Raw genomic sequence first — 21888 nt, forward strand, 5'->3', positions numbered from 1 at the left:
AAACGTCAGTGGGGAACGCTACTGTTTACTCAGCCCTGAGGGAATCAGGGGATGATTTTGTAACATCAGGAAACGTACTGCACAAATTTTCACCGTTGCAGATGATTTTTGCGCCTTGTCGCTGCTGCGTGTGGTTGGTAAAGTAAGCGGATTTTGTTTTCCGCCCCAGCTTTCAGGATTATCCCTTAGTATGTTGAAAAAATTTCGTGGCATGTTTTCCAATGACCTGTCCATTGACCTGGGTACCGCGAATACCCTTATTTATGTAAAAGGACAAGGCATCGTATTGAATGAGCCTTCCGTTGTGGCCATTCGTCAGGATCGTGCAGGCTCGCCGAAAAGCGTTGCTGCAGTGGGTCATGACGCGAAGCAGATGCTGGGTCGTACCCCTGGCAACATCGCCGCCATTCGCCCAATGAAAGACGGCGTTATCGCCGACTTCTTCGTGACTGAAAAAATGCTTCAGCACTTCATCAAGCAGGTTCACAGCAACAGCTTCATGCGTCCAAGCCCGCGTGTTCTGGTGTGTGTGCCGGTTGGTGCAACCCAGGTAGAGCGTCGCGCAATCCGTGAATCTGCCCAGGGTGCAGGTGCACGCGAAGTGTTCCTGATTGAAGAGCCGATGGCTGCGGCCATCGGTGCTGGCCTGCCTGTTTCCGAAGCTACCGGTTCTATGGTGGTGGATATCGGTGGTGGTACCACGGAAGTGGCCGTTATCTCTCTGAACGGCGTGGTGTACTCCTCTTCCGTACGTATCGGCGGTGACCGCTTCGATGAAGCCATCATTAATTATGTGCGCCGTAACTACGGCTCTCTGATCGGTGAAGCCACCGCAGAGCGTATCAAACACGAAATCGGCTCTGCGTATCCGGGCGATGAAGTGCGTGAGATCGAAGTACGTGGCCGTAACCTGGCTGAAGGTGTTCCACGCGGTTTCACCCTGAACTCCAACGAAATTCTGGAAGCTCTGCAGGAACCACTGACGGGCATCGTGAGCGCGGTAATGGTTGCGCTGGAACAGTGCCCACCAGAGCTGGCGTCCGATATCTCCGAGCGCGGTATGGTTCTGACCGGTGGTGGTGCGCTGCTGCGTAACCTCGACCGCCTGTTAATGGAAGAGACAGGTATTCCTGTCGTAGTTGCAGAAGATCCACTGACTTGCGTCGCCCGTGGTGGTGGCAAGGCGCTGGAAATGATCGACATGCACGGCGGCGATTTGTTCAGCGAAGAGTAGTCGAGTTTGAGAGGGTAGCAATTTGCTACCCTTTCTCTCTGACGCGAGAATACGCATAGCCTATGAAGCCAATTTTTAGCCGTGGCCCATCGCTACAGTTTCGCCTTATTCTGGCGGTTCTGGTTGCGCTTGGGGTCATTATTGCCGATAGCCGCCTCGGTACGTTCAGCCAGATCAGAACGTACATGGATACCGCCGTCAGTCCTTTCTACTTTGTTTCAAATGGTCCCCGTGAACTGCTCGACTCCGTTTCTCAAACGCTGTCTTCGCGTGACCAACTCGAACTCGAAAACCGGGCATTACGTCAGGAACTGCTGCTGAAAAACAGCGAACTGCTGATGCTGGGGCAATACAAGCAGGAAAACGCGCGTCTGCGTGAGCTGCTCGGCTCGCCGCTGCGTCAGGATGAGCAGAAAATGGTCACGCAGGTGATCTCCACCGTGAACGACCCCTACAGCGATCAGGTTGTGATCGACAAAGGGAGTGTGAACGGGGTGTATGAAGGTCAGCCTGTTATCAGCGATAAAGGCGTTGTGGGCCAGGTTGTTGCCGTGGCTAAACTGACCAGCCGCGTGCTGCTGATTTGCGATGCCACGCATGCGCTGCCGATCCAGGTTCTGCGCAACGACATCCGCGTGATTGCGGCCGGTAACGGCTGTACGGACGACCTGCAGCTGGAACACCTGCCTGCTAACACGGATATTCGCGTGGGCGACGTGCTGGTGACGTCCGGCCTGGGTGGACGCTTCCCTGAAGGTTATCCGGTTGCGGTGGTCTCTTCGGTCAAGCTGGACACCCAGCGTGCCTATACCGTGATTCAGGCCCGCCCAACCGCCGGTTTGCAGCGTCTGCGCTATCTGCTGTTGCTGTGGGGCGCCGATCGTAACGGTTCTAATCCGATGACGCCTGAAGAGGTGCATCGCGTGGCGAACGAGCGCCTGATGCAGATGATGCCGCAGGTTCTCCCGCCTGCGGATTCCATGGGGCCGCCTGCGCCAGTACCGGCGCCGGCAACCGGGTTAACGCAGCCGCTGCCGGATGCGCCGCCACCGCCTAAACTCTCTTCGGGAGGGCAGTAGTGGCAAGCTATCGTAGCCAGGGACGCTGGGTCATCTGGCTCTCTTTTCTCATTGCACTGTTACTGCAAGTGATGCCCTGGCCGGATGATATTCTCGTTTTCCGGCCAAACTGGGTATTGCTCATTTTACTCTACTGGATCCTTGCCCTGCCGCATCGCGTAAATGTCGGCACAGGTTTCGTGATGGGTGCCATACTGGATCTCATTAGCGGCTCTACGCTTGGCGTGCGCGCCTTGTCCATGAGCATTATTGCGTACCTCGTCGCACTCAAATTCCAGCTCTTTCGTAACCTTGCGCTCTGGCAACAGGCCTTGGTGGTGATGCTATTGTCGCTCGCTGCGGATATCGTTGTTTTCTGGGCAGAGTTTTTAGTGATCAACGTCTCTTTCCGACCGGAAGTGTTCTGGAGTAGTGTAGTAAACGGTGTGCTCTGGCCTTGGTTATTCCTGCTGATGCGTAAGGTTCGCCAGCAGTTTGCTGTGCAATAAAAGGTTTCTATGACGTCTTTGTATCTCGCTTCCGGCTCCCCGCGCCGTCAGGAACTCCTGACGCAGCTAGGCGTCTCTTTTGAACGCATCGTTACCGGCATTGAAGAAAAACGTGCTGAGGGCGAAAGCGCTCAACAGTACGTGTCTCGCCTGGCGCGCGAGAAAGCGCAGGCGGGCGTGGCCAGTGTGCCACGCGATCTTCCCGTGCTGGGAGCAGATACCATCGTGATTCTGAACGGTGAAGTGCTTGAGAAACCGCGCGATGCCGATCATGCGGCGCGCATGCTGCACAAAATGTCCGGACAAACGCATCAGGTGATGACGGCCGTCGCCCTGGCTGACCGCCAGCACGTGCTGGATTGCCTGGTGGTGACCGAAGTGACGTTCAGAGTACTTACCGACGACGACATCGCCGCTTATATTGCCAGCGGTGAACCAATGGATAAAGCAGGTGCATACGGTATTCAGGGGCTGGGTGGCTGTTTTGTCAGGAAGATTAATGGCAGCTATCACGCCGTAGTCGGCTTACCGCTGGTGGAAACGTATGAGTTGCTGAGCAATTTTAACTCACTGCGTGAGGGAAGGGATAATTATGACGGCTGAATTGTTGGTAAACGTAACGCCATCGGAAACCCGTGTGGCCTATATTGATGGTGGTATTCTTCAGGAAATTCATATTGAGCGTGAAGCGCGGCGCGGAATAGTAGGCAATATCTACAAAGGTCGTGTCAGTCGTGTACTACCGGGTATGCAGGCGGCTTTTGTAGATATTGGACTGGATAAGGCGGCATTTTTACATGCCTCCGATATCATGCCGCACACCGAGTGCGTCGCGGGCGAAGAGCAAAAGCAGTTTGCCGTGCGCGATATTTCTGAACTGGTACGTCAGGGACAGGATCTGATGGTGCAGGTGGTGAAAGACCCCCTCGGTACCAAAGGCGCCCGTCTGACCACCGACATCACCTTACCTTCCCGCTATCTGGTCTTTATGCCCGGCGCGTCGCACGTGGGCGTTTCGCAGCGTATTGAGAGCGAAACCGAGCGCGAGCGTCTGAAGAAAGTGGTCAGCGCCTACTGCGATGAACAGGGCGGGTTTATCATCCGTACCGCTGCGGAAGGGATCAGCGAAGAAGACCTGGCGTCGGATGCGGCTTACCTGAAGCGCGTCTGGACCAAGGTGATGGAGCGTAAAAAACGCAACCAGACCCGCTACCAGCTCTACGGTGAGCTGGCCCTTGCTCAGCGCGTTCTGCGCGACTTTGCTGATGCCCAGCTCGACCGCATTCGCGTGGACTCGCGTCTGACCTATGAAGCGCTGCTGGAGTTTACCGCCGAATATATCCCGGAGATGCCTGGCCTGCTGGAGCATTATTCAGGGCGTCAGCCGATCTTCGATCTCTATGATGTCGAAAACGAGATCCAGCGCGCGCTGGAGCGTAAGGTTGAGCTGAAGTCAGGCGGCTATCTGATCATCGATCAGACCGAAGCGATGACCACCGTCGATATCAACACCGGCGCGTTTGTCGGCCATCGCAACCTCGATGACACCATCTTCAACACCAACATCGAAGCCACGCAGGCGATTGCGCGCCAGCTTCGTCTGCGCAATCTGGGCGGCATTATCATCATCGACTTTATCGATATGAGTAATGAAGACCATCGTCGCCGCGTGCTGCACTCGCTTGAGCAGGCGCTGAGCAAAGACCGCGTGAAAACCAGCATCAACGGCTTCTCGCAGCTGGGGCTGGTGGAAATGACGCGTAAGCGTACCCGCGAGAGCGTTGAGCATGTGCTGTGTAATGAATGCCCAACCTGCCATGGGCGCGGAACGGTAAAGACGGTTGAGACCGTCTGCTACGAAATTATGCGTGAAATCGTTCGTGTCCATCATGCCTACGACTCCGATCGTTTTCTGGTCTATGCTTCCCCTGCGGTGGCTGAAGCGCTGAAAGGTGAAGAGTCGCACGCGCTGGCGGAAGTGGAAATCTTTGTCGGCAAACAGGTAAAAGTACAAATTGAACCGCTCTATAACCAGGAGCAGTTTGACGTCGTGATGATGTAAGACGCAGTACGCTGCGTGACGAAAGCTGACAAGGAGAGATGCGTGAGGCGATTGCCGGGGATTTTATTGCTTACAGGGGCAACGCTGGTCGTGATTGTCGCGTTGCTCGTGAGCGGGCTACGCCTCGTATTACCGCATCTGGACAGCTGGCGTCCGCAGCTGCTGGCTAAAATCGAATCCACCACCGGCGTGCCGGTGAACGTAAGCCAGATTAGCGCTAACTGGCAGAATTTTGGCCCGACGCTCGATGTCCGGGATATAAACGCCAGCCTCAAAGATGGCGGCCACCTGAAAATCAAACGCGTGACCCTGGCGCTGGACGTCTGGCAAAGCCTGCTGCATCTGCGCTGGCAGTTTCGCGATCTCACCTTTTATCAACTCCAGTTCCTGACCAATACGCCTCTGTCCGGCGGCGATAGCGGTCAGGGTCTGGAAGCCAACCGCTTCAGCGATCTTTTCCTCCGTCAGTTCGATCACTTCGATCTGCGCGACAGCGAAGTGAGCTTCATTACCCTTTCCGGCCAGCGCGCCGAACTGGCGATCCCCCAGCTGACCTGGCTCAACGGTAAAGAACGTCACCGCGCCGAGGGGCAGGTCAATCTCTCAAGCCTGAATGGCCAGCACGGTGTGATGCAGGTACGGATGGATCTGCGGGACGATGACGGTCTGTTAAACAACGGCAAAGTCTGGCTGCAGGCCGACGATGTTGACGTGAAGCCGTGGCTGGGCGACTGGCTGCAGCAAAATATGCAGCTGGAGACTGCCCGCTTCAGCCTTGAAGGCTGGCTGACCCTGACCAAAGGCGAATTTGCCAGCGGCGATATCTGGCTCAAGCAGGGGGGCGCCAGCTGGAAAGGCGAAAAACAGCAGCATCAGCTTTCCGTCGATAATCTCACCGCGCACGTGACCCAGGAGAAAGAGGGCTGGCAGTTTGCCATTCCGGATACGCGCATCACCATGGATGGCAAGCCGTGGCCGCGCGGTGCGCTGACGCTGGCCTGGATGCCGGAGCAGGACGTCGGCGGCACGGCCAGTAAACGCAGCGACGAGCTGCGCATCCGCGCCAGCAACCTCGATTTGGCGGCCATTGAGGGCCTGCGCTCGATGGCGGCAAAACTCTCTCCGGACCTGGGCGAGATCTGGCTGGCAACGCAGCCGAGCGGGAAAATAGACGCTCTGGCGCTGGATATTCCGCTCCAGACGACGGAAAAAACCCGCTTCCAGGCAACGTGGAAAGATCTTGCCTGGAAGCAGTGGAAGCTGCTGCCGGGGGCGGAGCACTTTAGCGGCAAGCTGGAAGGCAGCGTGGAAAACGGCAGGCTGACGGTTGATATGCACGATGCCAAAATGCCTTACGAGACGGTCTTCCGCGCGCCGCTGGAAATCGAACAGGGCAGCGCGGTGCTTAACTGGCTCCGTAACGACAAGGGCTTCCAGCTTGATGGCCGCCATATCGACGTGAAAGCCAAAGCGGTGCACGCGCGCGGCGATTTCCGCTATCTGCAGCCTGTAGGTGACGAGCCGTGGCTGGGTATTCTGGCCGGGATCAGCACCGATGACGGCTCTCAGGCCTGGCGCTACTTCCCGGAAAACCTGATGGGAAAAGCCCTGGTGGACTATCTCAGCGGCGCGATTCAGGGCGGTCAGGCGGACAATGCCACGCTGGTGTACGGCGGTAATCCGCATCTTTTCCCGTACAAACACAATGAAGGCCAGTTCCAGGTGCTGGTGCCGCTGCATAACGCGACCTTTGCGTTCCAGCCCGGCTGGCCCGCGCTGAAAGATCTGGATATCGAGCTCAACTTCCTCAATGACGGACTATGGATGAAGTCCGACAGCGTGGCGCTGGGCGGCGTGACGGCCAGCAACCTGACGGCCAACATCCCGGATTACTCCAAAGAGAAGCTGCTGATTGATGCCGACATCAATGGCCCGGGCAAAGCGGTGGGGCCGTACTTTGAGGAGACGCCCTTGAAAGAGTCGCTGGCGGCGACGCTCCAGCAGCTACAGCTCGATGGCGATGTGAATGCTCGCTTACATCTTGATATCCCGCTGGACGGCGAGATGACCACCGCCAAAGGTGACGTCCGCCTTAAGAACAACAGCCTGTTCATCAAACCCCTTGAGAGCACGCTGAAAAATCTCAGCGGGCAGTTCAGCTTTGACAACGGAAACCTGAAGAGCGAGCCGCTTACGGCCAGCTGGTTTAATCAGCCCGTTAATATCGACTTCACGACCACCGAGGGTGAAAAGGCTTATCAGGTAGCCGTCAATCTGGACGGTAACTGGCAGCCAGCGCGCATGGAGGTCCTGCCGAAGCCCATTGAGGCGTCAGTGCAGGGCGCAGTCGCCTGGCAGGGTAAAGTGGCAATCGACCTGCCATATCACGCGGGTGCTCAGTATAAGGTCGACATCACGGGCGATCTGAAAAACCTTCAGAGCCAGCTGCCTGCGCCGCTGGATAAACAGGCCGGACAGCCGCTGCCGGTAAAGCTGAACGTCGATGGCAACCTGAACAGCTTCGCGTTGACCGGAAGCGCGGGCGGGACAAACCACTTCAACAGCCGCTGGCTGCTTAACCGCAAGCTCACCCTCGACAAAGCCATCTGGACAACGGATAGCCGCTCCACGCCGCCTCTGCCGGAGCAGTCGGGCATTGAGCTGAATCTCCCGCCGATGGACGGTGCAGAGTGGCTGGCGCTGTTCCAGAAAGGCGTTGGGCAAAACGTTGATGAAACCGCCCAGTTCCCGCAAGCCATTACCGTACGCACGCCGTCGCTGATGCTGGGTGGGCAGCAGTGGAACAACCTGAGCCTGGTTTCACAGCCAGGCGCTAACGGCACGAAGGTGGAGGCCCAGGGCAGAGAGATCAACGGCACGCTGACCATGCGCAATCACGCGCCGTGGCAGGCGGCGATCCGCTACCTCTACTACAACCCGGCAAGCGCCGCGAGCGGGAAAGATAAACCGGCAGAAGCCTCGCCGCTGAGCAATGTCTCCCGCGTCGATTTTAGCGGCTGGCCCGATCTCCAGCTGCGCTGCGCGGAGTGCTGGCTGTGGGGGCAGAAATACGGCCGTATTGACGGTGATTTCACTATTCAGGCCAACACGCTTACGCTCTCCGGCGGCCTGGTTGATACCGGTTTTGGCCGCATGACGGCCGCAGGGGAATGGGTGAACAACCCGGGCGAGCAGCGAACGTCCCTGAAGGGCGACATTAAAGGCAACAAGCTGGATGCGGCAGCCAATTTCTTTGGAATCAGCACGCCGCTGCGCGGCTCGTCGTTTGACGTCGATTACGATCTTCACTGGCGTGACGCCCCGTGGAAGCCGGATGAGGCCTCGCTGAACGGCATTCTGAAAACCCGCTTCGGCAAAGGTGAAATTGCCGACGTGAGCACGGGGCGCGCCGGGCAGATCCTGCGCCTGCTGAGTTTTGATGCGCTGCTGCGCAAGCTGCGCTTCGATTTCAGCGATACCTTCAGCGAAGGTTTCTACTACGATTCCATCCGCAGCACGGCGTGGATCAAGGACGGCGTTCTGCATACGGACGACACGCTGGTGGATGGCCTGGAAGCGGATATCGCCATGAAAGGCTCCGTCAACCTCGTGCGTCGCGAGCTGGATATGGAAGCCGTGGTTGCGCCGGAAATTTCCGCGAGCGTGGGCGTGGCGGCGGCCTTTGTGGTGAACCCGATTGTCGGTGCGGCGGTGTTTGCCGCCAGCAAAGTGCTGGGTCCGCTGTGGAGCAAGGTCTCCATTCTGCGCTACCGCATTACCGGTCCGGTCGATAAACCGCAGATTAACGAGGTGCTGCGCCAGCCGCGCAAAGATGCACAGCAATGATTTGACGTGGGCAGGTAATTGCCTCACTCTCAATAAATACGATCTTTATACCGCCACGGGCGGCAACGAACGAGTAGCAATACGATGAGTCTGAACCTGGTAAGTGAACATTTGCTCGCAGCGAACGGCCTGAGCCATCAGGACCTGTTCTCCATTCTTGGTCAACTGACCGAACGCCGTCTCGACTACGGCGACCTTTATTTCCAGTCGAGCTATCACGAATCCTGGGTTTTAGAAGACAGCATCATCAAAGATGGCTCCTACAACATCGACCAGGGCGTCGGCGTCCGTGCCGTCAGCGGCGAGAAAACCGGTTTTGCCTATGCCGATCAGATTAGCCTCACCGCACTCGAGCAGAGCGCCCAGGCCGCACGTACCATTGTGCGTGATACCGGCGATGGTCGCGTGAAAACCCTGGGAGAAGTGCAGCACTCAGCGCTTTATACCAGCATCGATCCGCTGCAGAGTATGAGCCGTGAAGAGAAGCTGGATATCCTGCGTCGCGTGGACAAAGTCGCCCGCGCGGCGGATAAACGCGTGCAGGAAGTTTCAGCCAGCCTGAGCGGCGTGTATGAGTTGATTCTGGTTGCGGCAACGGACGGTACCCTTGCGGCAGACGTTCGCCCGCTGGTGCGCCTCTCTATCAGCGTGCAGGTCGATGACGACGGCAAACGCGAACGCGGCTCAAGCGGCGGCGGCGGTCGTTTCGGCTATGACTGGTTCCTGGGCGACGTTGATGGTGAAGCACGCGCCGACGCGTGGGCGAAAGAAGCCGTGCGCATGGCGCTGGTGAATCTGAATGCCGTCGCGGCGCCGGCGGGTTCATTCCCGGTGGTGCTGGGCGCCGGCTGGCCGGGCGTACTGTTACACGAAGCCGTAGGCCACGGCCTGGAAGGCGACTTTAACCGTCGCGGGACGTCCGTGTTCAGCGGTCAGATCGGGCAGCTTGTCTCCTCTGAGCTGTGCACCGTGGTGGATGACGGCACCATGCGCGATCGTCGCGGCTCGGTGGCTATCGACGATGAAGGTACGCCAGGGCAGTACAATGTGCTGATCGAAAACGGCGTGCTGAAAGGCTACATGCAGGACAAACTCAACGCGCGCCTGATGGGCGTCGCGCCGACGGGCAACGGACGCCGTGAATCTTACGCGCATCTGCCGATGCCGCGCATGACCAACACGTACATGCTGCCGGGCAAATCGACGCCGCAGGAGATTATCGAATCCGTCGATTACGGTATCTTTGCGCCAAACTTTGGCGGCGGCCAGGTGGACATCACCTCCGGTAAGTTTGTTTTCTCCACGTCAGAAGCGTATCTGATCGAGAAAGGTAAAGTGACCAAAGCGGTGAAGGGGGCGACGCTGATTGGCTCCGGTATTGAAGCCATGCAGCAGATTTCCATGGTCGGTAACGATCTGAAGCTGGATAACGGCGTGGGCGTCTGCGGTAAAGAGGGCCAGAGCCTGCCGGTTGGCGTGGGCCAGCCAACGCTGAAGGTGGACAACCTAACGGTGGGCGGCACGGCGTAATTTCCTGACCCTCTCCCCAAAGGGGAGAGGGTACTGCTCCACGCTGTCTTTTCTCCCGCGTCCTTATGGAAAAAGGCCTACTCTTTCCTTCTCCCCCGCATCCCCTGAAACAGCTCCGCCACGTCCACAAAATACTCGGTCAGATAGTTAATACACACCTGAACCTTGAGCGGGAGTTTGTCTTTTTCGGTATACAGGGCGTACACCGGGCGCGGATCGGACTGGTAGCGCGGGAAGAGGATCTCCAGCACGCCGCTGTTGATCTCGTTGATCACCCACATTAACGGCACGTAGGCGATCCCGGCGCCGGCCACCAGCCAGCGTGAAATCGTCATCGGATCGTTAGTGACAAACCGCCCTTCCGGCAGCAGTTTGGTAGAAATCCCTTCCGGGGCAATCAGCTCAAATTCATTATCGGGCCGCACGCTGTACTCCAGCCACGAGTGGTTGGTGAGATCGGCGGGCTTCTCCGGAACGCCGTACTGCGCCAGATAGCTTTTCGAGGCGCAGACGACCATCGGCATGCTGCCCAGCCGTCGCGAGAACAGGCTGGAATCCTGCAACGCGCCGACGCGGATCACCACGTCCAGCCCGTCGGCAATCAGATCCGGCGCCGGGATACCCGTCACCAGATTGACCGTAAGACCGGGGTACTCTTTCAGCATATCCGCCGTCATGGCAGCGAGAACATTTTGTGCCATAGTTGAAGAACACCCGATGCGCAGCGTGCCGATGGGGGTGTTGTTGAAGGCATAGAGCTGTTCGTGAACATCCTGCACTTCAAGCAGCATACGGCGACAGCCCTGATAGTAAATTTTACCCGCTTCGGTCAGCCCAATGCTGCGGGTACTGCGGTTGAGCAGCTTGACCTGAAGCTCATCTTCCAGTTTGGACACCGTCTGGCTGATGGATGAGACGCTCATCTGAAGCTGGCGTGCAGCGGCGGTAAAAGAGCCCAGCTCAACCACTTTGGCGAAGACCGACATGCGTTTTAAACGTTCCATTGTTCACTCTGGCTTAAAAGTGATTTAGATCACATATTATAGATAACAGCATAACAGTTACGTTAATATATTATTAATTACATAACGGCTGCGCCATTCTCGCCCGGCGTTTCTTGCTCTCCTGCGGTGGCGTGCGCTAAAAAATTCTGAAGCCTGCACTCTCTCTTATCAAGGTCAACATGAGTCTGTTTCCCGTTATCGTGGTGTTCGGTCTGTCGTTCCCACCGATATTTTTCGAGCTTCTTTTATCACTGGCGATCTTCTGGCTGGTGCGCAAGGTGCTGGTCCCTACCGGGATCTACGATTTCGTCTGGCACCCTGCATTGTTCAATACCGCGCTGTATTGCTGCCTGTTTTATCTGATATCGCGCATGTTTGTCTGAGGTTGATGTGAAAACGCTAACAAGAAAAATCTCCCGCACTGCCATCACAATGGCGCTGGTTATCCTCGCCTTCATCGCTATTTTCCGCGCCTGGGTTTATTACACCGAATCACCGTGGACGCGTGATGCACGCTTCAGCGCCGATGTGGTGGCAATAGCCCCTGACGTGGCCGGCCTTATCACTGCGGTCAACGTCCACGATAATCAGCTGGTGAAGAAAGATCAGGTCCTGTTCACCATCGACCAGCCTCGTTACCAGAAAGCGCTGGAAGAGGCGGAAGCGGACGTGGCCTATTATCAGGCGCTCGCTGCGGAGAAACGCCGCGAGGCAGGGCGGCGTAACCAGCTGGGCGTTCAGGCAATGTCCCGTGAAGAGATTGACCAGTCCAACAACGTGCTGCAAACCGTGCTGCACCAGCTGGCGAAAGCGCAGGCAACGCGCGATCTGGCGAAGCTCGATCTCGAGCGCACCGTGATCCGCGCGCCGTCCGATGGCTGGGTGACCAACCTTAACGTCTATGCCGGGGAATTCATTACCCGTGGCTCTACCGCCGTGGCGCTGGTTAAACAGAACTCCTTCTACGTGCTCGCCTATATGGAAGAGACCAAGCTGGAAGGCGTGCGCCCGGGTTATCGGGCTGAAATTACGCCGCTCGGCAGCAACCGCGTCTTTAAAGGCACCGTCGACAGCGTTGCTGCAGGGGTGACTAACTCCAGCAGCTCTAACGATGCCAAAGGGATGGCGACGGTAGATTCTAACCTGGAGTGGGTGCGTCTGGCCCAGCGCGTGCCGGTACGTATTCATCTGGATGAACAGCAGGGAAATCTGTGGCCCGCGGGTACCACGGCGACGGTGGTGATCACCGGTGAAAAGGACCGGGATGCCAGCCAGGACTCGTTCTTCCGTAAAATTGCCCACCGCCTTCGCGAGTTTGGTTAATCGCCATGGGTATCTTTTCCATCGCCAGCCAGCACATTCGCTTCGCCGTGAAGCTGGCGTGCGCCATCGTGCTGGCGCTGTTTGTTGGCTTTCACTTCCAGCTTGAAACCCCTCGCTGGGCAGTGCTGACGGCTGCGATTGTTGCAGCGGGCCCGGCCTTTGCCGCGGGCGGTGAGCCCTATTCTGGCGCGATCCGCTATCGCGGGATGCTGCGTATCATCGGGACGTTTATCGGCTGTTTCGCGGCGCTGACCATTATTATTTTGATGATCCGCACCCCGCTGCTGATGCTGATGGTGTGCTGTATCTGGGCGGGTTTCTGCACCTGGCTCTCGTCTCTGGTGAAAGTGGAGAACTCCTACGCCTGGGGACTGGCGGGCTATACCGCGCTGATTATTGTCATCACTATCCAAAGTGAACCGCTGCTCGCCCCGCAGTTTGCGGTTGAGCGCTGCAGCGAGATTGTGATTGGTATTGTCAGCGCGATCGTCGCTGACCTGCTTTTCTCCCCGCGCTCCATCAAGCAGGAAGTCGACCGTGAGCTTGACGCGCTGATCGTTGCCCAGTATCAGCTGATGCAGCTGTGCATTAAGCATGGCGATAGCGAAGAGGTGGATAAAGCCTGGAGCGGGCTGGTACGTCGTACGCAGGCGCTGGAAGGAATGCGCAGCAACCTTAATATGGAGTCGTCGCGCTGGGCCCGCGCGAATCGACGCCTTAAAGCCCTTAACACCGTCTCTCTGACGCTGATTACCCAAGCCTGTGAAACTTATCTGATTCAGAACACCCGGCCGGAAGCGGTCACCGATACGTTCCGCGAACTGTTTGCCGAGCCGGTGGAAACCGTACAGGACGTGCATAAGCAGCTTAAGCGCATGCGCCGGGTGATTGCCTGGACCGGGGAGCGCGACACGCCGGTAACCATCTACACCTGGGTCGGCGCCGCGACGCGCTATCTGCTTCTGAAGCGCGGCGTGATCGGTAACACCAAAATCAGCGCGGCGGAAGAAGAGGTGTTGCAGGGTGAAGTGGTGATCAAGGCGGAATCCGCCGAGCGCCATCACGCCATGGTCAATTTCTGGCGTACGACGCTTGCCTGCATGCTCGGCACGCTGTTCTGGCTGTGGACGGGCTGGACGTCCGGCAGCGGCGCGATGGTGATGATTGCCGTTGTGACCGCACTGGCGATGCGTCTGCCTAATCCGCGTATGGTCGCCATTGATTTCCTTTACGGCACGATTGCCGCGTTGCCGGTAGGCGCGCTCTATTTCCTGGTCATCATCCCGTCGACGCAACAGAGTATGCTGCTGCTCTGTATTAGCCTGGCGGTAATGGCGTTCTTTATCGGCATTGAAGTGCAAAAGCGGCGTCTGGGATCGCTGGGGGCGCTGGCGAGTACGATTAACATCATCGTGCTCGATAACCCGATGACCTTCCATTTCAGCCAGTTCCTCGACAGCGCGTTAGGCCAGCTGGTGGGCTGCTTCCTGGCCATGATGGTGATACTGCTGGTGCGGGATAACTCGCAGGCAAGAACGGGCCGCGTGCTGCTGAACCAGTTCGTGTCGGCTGCCGTGTCATCTTTGACAACCAATACCGCGCGCCGTAAAGAGAACCACCTGCCCGCGCTCTACCAGCAGCTGTTTTTGCTGCTGAACAAGTTCCCGGGCGATATCGCGAAGTTCCGCCTGGCGTTAACCATGATCATTGCGCACCAGCGTTTGCGTAACGCGCCCGTGCCGATCAACGACGATTTGTCGGCATACCACCGCCAGCTGCGTCGTACCGCCGATCACGTGCTTTCTGCCAGCAGCGATGACAAACGGCGTCGCTACTTTACGCAGCTGCTTGAAGAGCTCGATACCTATCAGGAAAAGCTCAAGCACTGGGAGGCGCCGCCTCAGGTGACCGAGCCGGTGGGACGGCTGGTGTTTATGCTGCATCGCTACCAGAATGCCCTCACGGATAACTGACTGAAGTAAAAAAACCGACGCCAAAAGCGTCGGTTTTTTTGTGGCTATACTTATTCCAGCACGTTCTTACATTTCAGAAAGGGAGAACACATGACGACCCAGGCGCTTCAGGACCACATCCTTTTTCAGACCGGTTATCTGGTCAACGGAATCTGGAAAACGCTGGATACAACCTTTGATGTGCTGAATCCCGCGACAGGCGAGGTCATTGCTAAAGTCGCAAAAGCGGGTAAAGCGCAAACCGAAGACGCTATTGCAGCGGCTACCCAGGCCTTCCCGGCATGGCGTGCCAAAACCGCGAAAGAACGCTCGGCGATTCTCTACCGCTGGTACGAACTGATTATTGAGAATAAAAGCTGGCTCGGGCGGTTGATGACCACCGAACAGGGCAAACCCCTGAAAGAAGCGGAGGGAGAAGTCGAGTACGCCGCCAGCTTTATCCAGTGGTTTGCCGAAGAGGCCAAACGCGCGAACGGTGAAATTATTCCGCCGATAAAACCCGGCTCACGCATTCTGGCGACCCGTGAACCTATTGGTGTGGTCGCGGCGATTACGCCGTGGAACTTCCCGATGGCCATGCTCACCCGCAAGTTAGGCCCGGCGCTGGCAGCAGGATGCACCGGGGTCATTAAACCGGCCAATAACACGCCGCTCAGCGCATTTGCGCTGCTTACGCTGGCGAAACAGGCCGGTGTGCCCGACGGTGTTCTCAACGCCGTCGCCGGGAATACGCATGAAATCAGCGATGCGATCATGGCAAGCCGCGACGTGCGTAAAATCTCCTTTACCGGCTCAACCTCCGTCGGCAAAACGCTGGTGCGTAACGCCGCAGAAACCATGAAAAAAGTCTCGATGGAGCTGGGGGGAAATGCCCCGTATATCGTTTTTGAGGATGCGGATATCGACGCAGCGGTTAAGGGCGCGATCGCCAACAAGTTCCGCAATGCCGGGCAGGTCTGCGTCAGCGTGAACCGTTTTTATATTCAGGAAACCGTCTATGACAAATTTGTGAATAAACTTGCCGATGCGGTGAAGGCGCTGAAGGTGGGTAATGGTCTCGAAGAGGGGGTGGTCGTCGGGCCGCTGATTGAACCTTCGGCGGTCAACAAGGTGCGTGAGCATGTCGACGACGCCGTTGCCCGGGGCGCAACCGTACTGGCTGGGGGTAAGCCCCATCCGCTTGGCGGAAATTTCTGGATGCCAACCGTGCTGGGCGACTGCCATGAAGGCATGAAGCTGGCAGAAGAAGAGACGTTTGGCCCGGTGGCGGCGTGCTTCCGTTTCACCTCGGAAGATGAAGTCATCCAGCGCGCCAACAACACGCCCTATGGGCTGGCGGCTTACTTCTATACCCAGAATCTTTCCCGGGTCTTCCGCGTTTCACAGGCCATCGAGAGCGGGATGATCGGCATCAACGAGTGTGCCGTCTCCACGGAGCTTGGGCCCTTTGGCGGCGTAAAAGAGTCAGGCCTTGGACGAGAGGGCTCCGTGCTGGGGCTGGAAGAGTATCTGGAAGTTAAAACCCTGCATATTGGGGGATTATAATAGACAGGGCGGCATCTGCCGCTCGCCTGGACTGGGTGGCTGGCAATGAAAACCTATACGTTTGATTTTGACGAGATCGACAGTCAGGAAGACTTCTACCGTGAATTTATCCGGGCGTTTGATCTTGAACGGGAAAGCGTGACAAATCTGGATACGCTGTGGGACGTGGTCACCAGCAGTCAGTTGCCGCTACCGCTGGAAATTGAGTTCATCCATTTGCCCGATAAGCTGCGAAGACGTTTTGGCGCGCTGATCTTGCTGTTCGATGAAGCGGAAGAAGAGCTTGAAGGGCAACTGCGCTTTAACGCGCGGCATTGAATGAAAAAAGCCCCTGACCATGAGGCCAGGGGCAAGTCGTATGATGAGATACGACGAGGGTTTATTTATACAGCTCTGCCGTTGCATGCCAGTGGTCACCCTGATTCAGTTCGGTGACGCGATAGCTGCTGGCGCCTGCTTTTTCAGCTTTGGCGGCAAGTTCGTGACGAATATCCATCGGTGAACCGGTGACAGACGTTACGGAGACGCTGCCCATACGCTGTAGATTTTGTGCCTGGTCGGCATTCACCTGCTGTACGGCTGCGCTTGCGCCGAAAGAGAGAACGAATGCCAGACCGAGGGTTGCGATGATCAATTTGGTTTTCATAGTCTTTACTCCTGAATAGGGTTTTTTACTCAACGGCGAGAAGGGTTGAGCCGCTATTTTTATGCCTGGTGCCGTTGAGTGGAGATTTTCGTTTTCAGCTATTACTAAAACTTATTTGTACAGCTCAGCGGTGGCGTGCCAGTGGTCACCGGAACGCGCTTCGATGATGCGATAGGATGACGCACCCTGTTCTTCCGCTTTTTTGTTCAGCATCTCATGCATGTCCATTGGCGATGTGCCGACCGCGCCGACAGAAACCGTACCGATGGCCTGACGGGATTGCGCCTGGTCAGCATTGATAGAGTCAGCTGCGAAAGCACCGAATGACAGGACGGACAGGACGCTGAGCGCCGCTACAGTTGATTTGATTTTCATGATTTTTACCTCGTCGAATTTTTTAGTGGGGTCTTGTTTCGTGACCCTCATCACAAAATCAAGTATACACTAATAACGGTAAAAATTAATACCAGACTAATGGTTTCTATTGTTATTACGTGTTAACCAGTCTTTTTTTTATAACCAAATCGCATAATATTGGGCGTTTTTTGTTCATTTTAGTTGGTTATATCTAATAAAATCATATGGATATCAGCTTTTGATTTTTTGTGCGATTTTTTGATTTAGCATTCACCAGATGAATGTTAATAGGTGGTAAAAAGCACTATTTGTCAAAGTGAAGGGCAGTAGAAAAGAGGGGAGAACGCAGCAGAAGCAGAACGATCCCCGCAGCGGCGCTACGGGGAGAGGGGATTAGAGTTCCTGTTCGAACAGTACCAGAATGGCTTCGTGGAGATCTTTCACGGAGAAACCGCTAGCCGGTGTGGTAAAGATGGTGTCATCGCCGGCGATAGTCCCGAGGATACCTTCCGTTTTACCCAGCGAGTCCAGCATGCGGGCAATGAGCTGCGCGGCACCCGGGCTTGTGTGGATCACCACGACGGCGTCGTTATGATCGATATCCAGAACCAGGTTTTTGAGCGGGCTGGAGGTGGTCGGCACGCCAAGTTCTGCCGGCAGGCAATAGACCATCTCCATCTTGGCGTTACGCGTACGCACCGCGCCAAATTTCGTTAACATGCGGGAGACTTTCGACTGGTTGATGTTATCGAAGCCTTGTTCCTGCAGCGCCTGAACAATTTCTCCCTGAGAACTGAATTTCTCTTCTTTGAGTAGCGCCTTAAACGCCTTTACTAATTCTTCTTGCTTAGACGAGCTTCGCATAAGTCACCCGGAATATGACGATAGAAACAACATTATTATGCATGTGGATGAATTTTTATGCAAATTATCTACTCAGCGCCAGGCTGAAATAATGTTATGAAAGGGAGTGATTTTATCAGATTTCGTTATCAGAAAACATGCCTGGGTCACGCCGCGCAAATAAGCTTAAAAGTAAATTAAATGTTATCAAAATGATGTTGTTTTGGTGGCGGGGCAGGGTGTATTGTAACCACCTCTTAATGCGTTGCCCTCTGTCGTCAGATAGTCTTCTGGTGAGAGATAAAGTCGCGTGACCTCAAATTCTTTAGCTACGAAAATTGTAATTATTTACTTGCTGAATTATGGTCGCCGCAACGGATTTACAGATACTTAAGTTAACCATAATAAGGAGTTTAGGATGAAAGTCGCAGTCCTCGGCGCTGCTGGTGGTATCGGCCAGGCGCTTGCCCTACTACTGAAAACCCAACTGCCTTCAGGCTCAGAACTCTCCCTGTACGATATTGCTCCGGTAACCCCAGGTGTGGCGGTTGACCTGAGCCACATCCCGACTGCTGTAAAAATCAAAGGCTTCTCCGGTGAAGATGCACGTCCTGCGCTGCAGGGTGCCGACGTGGTGCTGATTTCTGCAGGCGTGGCGCGTAAGCCAGGCATGGATCGTTCAGACCTGTTCAACGTCAACGCGGGCATCGTGAAAAACCTGGTGCAGCAGATTGCAGAAATCTGCCCGAAAGCATGCATCGGGATCATCACTAACCCGGTGAACACCACCGTGGCTATCGCGGCAGAAGTGCTGAAGAAAGCGGGTGTTTACGACAAAAACAAACTGTTCGGCGTAACCACGCTGGATATCATCCGTTCCAACACCTTTGTTGCTGAGCTGAAAGGCAAGCAGCCAACAGAAGTAGAAGTACCGGTAATCGGCGGTCACTCTGGCGTCACCATCCTGCCTCTGCTGTCGCAGATCCCAGGCGTGAGCTTCACCGAGCAGGAAGTGGCTGACCTGACTAAACGCATCCAGAACGCGGGCACCGAAGTGGTGGAAGCGAAGGCGGGTGGCGGCTCTGCAACCCTGTCTATGGGCCAGGCGGCTGCGCGTTTTGGTCTGTCACTGGTTCGCGCTCTGCAGGGCGAGAAAGGCGTTGTTGAATGCGCTTACGTTGAAGGCGATGGTGAACACGCTCGCTTCTTCTCTCAGCCGCTGCTGCTGGGTAAAAACGGTATCGAAGAGCGTAAATCCATTGGTACGCTGAGCGCGTTTGAACAACACGCGATGGAAGGCATGCTGGATACGCTGAAGAAAGATATCACCCTGGGCGAAGAGTTCGTTAACAAGTAATACGAACCGTCTCCCGGTAAAAAAAACGGAGCTTATCGCTCCGTTTTTTTATGCCTGTCAGTTAGTGGCCGGGTATTCCTGAATCGTCACGTGCAGCGTCAGTTTCTTATCGTTGCGCATGACCTCAACAGGGATGATAGAACCCGGGCGAATTTCTGCCACCTGATCCATCGTCTCCAGCGCAGAGACCGCTGGGGTGCCGTTGACCGACACAATGACATCGTTTACCTGAATCCCCGCGTTAGCCGCCGGACCACCCGGTGCCACCTCGTTAACCACGATGCCCTGAATCTGATCGATACCGCCGCCCTGGGTATGCATCGGTGCAATTTCGCGCCCGCCGATACCGATATAGCCGCGGATCACGCGTCCGTCGCGGATCAGTTTATCCATGATTTTGGTCGCCAGCTGGAACGGAATGGCGAAGCCGATCCCTTCCGGCGTCTCACCGTCGTTACTCTTATCGAACGAGAGGGTGTTGATGCCCATCAGCTCGCCCAGCGAGTTGACCAGCGCCCCGCCGGAGTTACCGTGGTTGATGGAGGCATCGGTTTGCAGGAAGTTCTGCCGCCCGGAGGGGTTCAAACCGATACGACCGGTCGCGCTGATAATCCCCTGGGTGATGGTCTGGCCCAGGTTGTAAGGGTTACCGATAGCCAGTACGACGTCACCAATATGCGGGGTACGTTTACGGTTGATCGGGATGACCGGCAAACCGCCCGTGGCATTAATTTTCAGAACGGCCAGGTCGGTCAGACTGTCAGACCCAACGAGTAACGCCTCAAACACGCGGCCATCCTGCAGGGCGACGATGATCTGGTCGGCATCGTTAATCACGTGCTTGTTGGTAATAATGTAGCCGCGCTCGTCCATGATCACGCCGGAGCCGAGGGTACGGATCTCCAGCTGGTTATGGGCTGAGGTATTCAGACCACGGTTATAGACGTTAACCACGGCAGGTGCGGCACGGCGGACGGCCTGGTTATAGGTGGCCGGCGTTTCATCCGTGCTATCGAACTGGGGAGCCGACAGTTTATTGAACTGACGTAAAGACGGCAGCGCCAGCAGCAGCAGGCCAGCGACAATCAAACCGATGACAGTAGAACGTAAGAGCTTTAAAAGCATGATGCGCGTGTCGTTAAAAAAGGAACGATTTGCAGCATAACATGAGTTATCCGGACATCACACGCAGCGGTGATGTCCGGGTCGCAAATGCTTAGCGCAACAGAATATAGATAGACTCATTGCCACGCATGACCTGCAGGGCAATAACCGCTGGTTTGCTTTCCAGCACCTTGCGCAGTTCGGCAATAGACTGCACGCGGTTGCGGTTGACACCGATAATCACGTCATCCTGATGCAATCCGGCCTGTGCGGCAGGGCTGCTCTTCTCGACGGTGTCGATGCTAATGCCTTTCGTACCGTCTTTCAGCTGCCCGTCGCTCAACGTAGCCCCCTGTAGCGCCGGGGCGATAAGCTCCGCGCTGGCCGAGGAAGAGGTGCTCTTATCCAGCGTCACTTCAACGTCAAGCGGCTTACCGTCACGTATCAGGCCCAGCTTCACTTTGGCGCCTGGTTCCGTTGTGGCAATCCGCGAACGCAGTTCTGCAAAGCTATTCAGCGGTTTGTCGTTCAGGCTGACGATCACATCTCCCGATTTCACGCCCGCTTTTGCCGAGCCGGAGTTTGGCAGCACTTCACTGACAAACGCCCCGCGCTGTACGTTGATATTGAACGCTTTTGCGATATCCGCGCTCATCTCCATACCTTTAATACCCAGCAGCCCGCGTTTGATTTCACCGAACTGGATCAGCTGCTGCGCCAGGGTTTTGGCCATATTGCTGGGGATAGCAAAACCGATCCCGATGCTGCCGCCGCCCGGGGCCAGAATCGCCGTGTTAATCCCAATCAGCTCGCCGTTAAGGTTGAGCAACGCTCCGCCGGAGTTACCCCGGTTGATTGAGGCATCGGTCTGGATAAAGTTTTCCAGCCCTTCCAGATTGAGGCCGCTGCGCCCGAGCGCCGAGACGATCCCGGAGGTGGCGGTCTGCCCTAAGCCAAAGGGGTTGCCTACGGCGACGGCAAAATCGCCGACGCGCAGTTTGTCGGAATCCGCGATGGCAATCTGGGTCAGGTTGCTCGGATTTTGCACCTGCAGCAGCGCGATGTCGCTCTGGTCATCGCCGCCGATCAGTTTGGCATCAAATTCACGGCCATCGTTCAGCTGGACGCTGATCTTATCGGCCTGGCTGATGACATGGTTGTTGGTCAGGATATAGCCTTTTGCCGCATCAATAATGACGCCAGAACCCAGGCCTTCAAAAGGCTGAGCCTGCTGGTCGGGAGACTCATCGCCAAAATATTTTTTCAGTTCTTCAGGGACGCGTTGGCTTTGTACTGCGGTGCCCTCAACCTGAACGCTGACGACCGCCGGCAACACTTTTTCCAGCATAGGCGCGAGGCTTGGAATGGCCGCCTGGCCAGGCACCTGGGAGGGAATGGCGGCAAATACAGGGACGGACGCCGAGAGAGATAACCCGACACTTAACGCGATAGCGCTCAACAGCTGGTTTTTTTTCTTCATCGATGTTGACTCTCGTA

The 21888-nt window shown here is 56.2% G+C and carries 19 protein-coding genes; 13 read left to right on the forward strand and 6 right to left on the reverse strand.

The window, feature by feature from the left end; translation table 11 throughout:
• Positions 1–190: 190 nt before the first annotated feature.
• The 7 genes from mreB (at position 191) to tldD (ending at position 10239) form a co-directional block, all read left to right on the forward strand.
• Positions 191–1234 carry a rod shape-determining protein MreB gene (gene mreB / locus FOY96_RS01910; protein WP_000913396.1) on the forward strand — a complete coding sequence of 348 codons (1044 nt, stop codon included), beginning with the start codon at positions 191–193 and terminating at the stop codon, positions 1232–1234.
• A gap of 62 nt (positions 1235–1296) precedes the next feature.
• Entirely contained in the window at positions 1297–2313 is a 1017-nt protein-coding gene (gene mreC, locus FOY96_RS01915; RefSeq protein WP_033146767.1) for a rod shape-determining protein MreC, read from the forward strand.
• Positions 2313–2801 (forward strand): rod shape-determining protein MreD, encoded by a 489-nt coding sequence (gene mreD / locus FOY96_RS01920; protein WP_023309399.1) that lies wholly within the window; start codon positions 2313–2315, stop codon positions 2799–2801. The genes mreC and mreD overlap by 1 nt, the downstream gene beginning before the upstream one ends.
• A gap of 9 nt (positions 2802–2810) precedes the next feature.
• On the forward strand, positions 2811–3404 hold the full coding sequence (locus FOY96_RS01925; protein WP_023309398.1) for a Maf family protein: 594 nt from the start codon (positions 2811–2813) through the stop codon (positions 3402–3404).
• Positions 3394–4863, forward strand: a complete 1470-nt coding sequence (gene rng, locus FOY96_RS01930; RefSeq protein ID WP_010436156.1) for a ribonuclease G — start codon at positions 3394–3396, stop codon at positions 4861–4863. Before FOY96_RS01925 ends, rng begins: the two co-directional genes overlap by 11 nt.
• A 42-nt stretch (positions 4864–4905) precedes the next feature.
• Positions 4906–8709: an AsmA2 domain-containing protein YhdP gene (yhdP, locus tag FOY96_RS01935; RefSeq protein ID WP_143346424.1), complete on the forward strand. Its 3804-nt coding sequence runs from the start codon at positions 4906–4908 to the stop codon at positions 8707–8709.
• A gap of 84 nt (positions 8710–8793) precedes the next feature.
• Positions 8794–10239 (forward strand): metalloprotease TldD, encoded by a 1446-nt coding sequence (gene tldD, locus FOY96_RS01940; protein WP_029740073.1) that lies wholly within the window; start codon positions 8794–8796, stop codon positions 10237–10239.
• Between the two features lie 77 nt (positions 10240–10316).
• On the opposite strand, the gene aaeR is transcribed toward tldD, so the two are convergent.
• On the reverse strand, positions 10317–11243 hold the full coding sequence (gene aaeR / locus FOY96_RS01945; protein ID WP_023616809.1) for an HTH-type transcriptional activator AaeR: 927 nt from the start codon (positions 11241–11243) through the stop codon (positions 10317–10319).
• Positions 11244–11422: 179 nt separating this feature from the next.
• Between aaeR and aaeX the strand changes: the two genes are divergently transcribed.
• The 5 genes from aaeX to FOY96_RS01970 all read left to right on the forward strand — a co-directional run bounded on the left by aaeX (position 11423) and on the right by FOY96_RS01970 (position 16402).
• Entirely contained in the window at positions 11423–11626 is a 204-nt protein-coding gene (gene aaeX / locus FOY96_RS01950) for a p-hydroxybenzoic acid efflux pump operon protein AaeX (RefSeq protein WP_003860416.1), read from the forward strand.
• A gap of 7 nt (positions 11627–11633) precedes the next feature.
• Positions 11634–12566 carry a p-hydroxybenzoic acid efflux pump subunit AaeA gene (gene aaeA, locus FOY96_RS01955; protein ID WP_023309394.1) on the forward strand — a complete coding sequence of 311 codons (933 nt, stop codon included), beginning with the start codon at positions 11634–11636 and terminating at the stop codon, positions 12564–12566.
• A gap of 5 nt (positions 12567–12571) precedes the next feature.
• A complete protein-coding gene (gene aaeB, locus FOY96_RS01960) occupies positions 12572–14539 on the forward strand; it encodes a p-hydroxybenzoic acid efflux pump subunit AaeB (RefSeq protein ID WP_143346425.1) in 1968 nt (655 codons plus the stop codon).
• A gap of 90 nt (positions 14540–14629) precedes the next feature.
• Positions 14630–16084: an NAD-dependent succinate-semialdehyde dehydrogenase gene (locus tag FOY96_RS01965; protein WP_032659670.1), complete on the forward strand. Its 1455-nt coding sequence runs from the start codon at positions 14630–14632 to the stop codon at positions 16082–16084.
• Positions 16085–16129: 45 nt separating this feature from the next.
• Complete coding sequence (locus FOY96_RS01970) at positions 16130–16402, forward strand: barstar family protein (protein ID WP_143346426.1); 273 nt, start codon at positions 16130–16132, stop codon at positions 16400–16402.
• Between the two features lie 61 nt (positions 16403–16463).
• Here the strand turns inward: FOY96_RS01970 and yhcN (FOY96_RS01975) are convergent, their stop codons facing one another.
• The 3 genes from yhcN (FOY96_RS01975) to argR all read right to left on the reverse strand — a co-directional run bounded on the left by yhcN (FOY96_RS01975) (position 16464) and on the right by argR (position 17951).
• Complete coding sequence (yhcN, locus tag FOY96_RS01975) at positions 16464–16730, reverse strand: peroxide/acid stress response protein YhcN (protein ID WP_143346427.1); 267 nt, start codon at positions 16728–16730, stop codon at positions 16464–16466.
• A 111-nt stretch (positions 16731–16841) separates the two neighbouring features.
• Positions 16842–17105, reverse strand: coding sequence for a peroxide/acid stress response protein YhcN (gene yhcN / locus FOY96_RS01980; protein ID WP_023309389.1), 264 nt, complete (start codon positions 17103–17105; stop codon positions 16842–16844).
• A 375-nt stretch (positions 17106–17480) separates the two neighbouring features.
• Complete coding sequence (argR, locus tag FOY96_RS01985) at positions 17481–17951, reverse strand: transcriptional regulator ArgR (protein WP_023309388.1); 471 nt, start codon at positions 17949–17951, stop codon at positions 17481–17483.
• Positions 17952–18348: 397 nt separating this feature from the next.
• Between argR and mdh the strand changes: the two genes are divergently transcribed.
• Complete coding sequence (gene mdh, locus FOY96_RS01990) at positions 18349–19287, forward strand: malate dehydrogenase (RefSeq protein ID WP_023309387.1); 939 nt, start codon at positions 18349–18351, stop codon at positions 19285–19287.
• A gap of 57 nt (positions 19288–19344) precedes the next feature.
• Here the strand turns inward: mdh and degS are convergent, their stop codons facing one another.
• Both degS and degQ read right to left on the reverse strand, forming a co-directional pair.
• Complete coding sequence (degS, locus tag FOY96_RS01995) at positions 19345–20412, reverse strand: outer membrane-stress sensor serine endopeptidase DegS (RefSeq protein WP_023309386.1); 1068 nt, start codon at positions 20410–20412, stop codon at positions 19345–19347.
• Positions 20413–20503: 91 nt separating this feature from the next.
• Positions 20504–21871 (reverse strand): serine endoprotease DegQ, encoded by a 1368-nt coding sequence (gene degQ, locus FOY96_RS02000; protein WP_023309385.1) that lies wholly within the window; start codon positions 21869–21871, stop codon positions 20504–20506.
• Positions 21872–21888: the final 17 nt, after the last annotated feature.

The organism is Enterobacter asburiae (assembly GCF_007035645.1).
Lineage (GTDB): Bacteria > Pseudomonadota > Gammaproteobacteria > Enterobacterales > Enterobacteriaceae > Enterobacter > Enterobacter asburiae_B.